Source organism: Pseudomonas sp. SIMBA_067 (assembly GCF_046534675.1).
In the GTDB taxonomy this organism is placed as follows: domain Bacteria; phylum Pseudomonadota; class Gammaproteobacteria; order Pseudomonadales; family Pseudomonadaceae; genus Aquipseudomonas; species Aquipseudomonas putida.
Window position 1 is genome coordinate 1 of record NZ_JAWRYH010000422.1, and the last position, 272, is coordinate 272.

The 272-nt window shown below is 44.1% G+C and carries 1 pseudogene; it reads right to left on the reverse strand.

Annotated features, from left to right (window positions below):
* Positions 1–203 (reverse strand): annotated as a pseudogene (locus SB765_RS29715) (hypothetical protein); the annotation flags it as partial.
* Between the last annotated feature and the right edge of the window lie 69 nt (positions 204–272).

Below are 272 nucleotides of genomic sequence, written 5' to 3' on the forward strand. Positions count from 1 at the left end.
TCGTTTTCGATTTCCATTAGCTGATTGTAGTGTTCTTCGTTTTTCGAGTCGTCTTGGCTGTTTTGAACGGTGCGATAAAGGTCGCGAAGTGAGTTGAAGTTTCTAGTAATCGATTTGGCTGCCTTTTCGTAGTCGCTCTTTTTAGAGTCGTAAAAAGATATGTACAGTCCTATTACGCCAAGCACAACTAGAGCTGCAGATATGTCTTAAGCCGAGAGGGAGTCATATACCAGGGCAAAAACACCCATGGCAGTCGAGAAGAAGCCGATGAG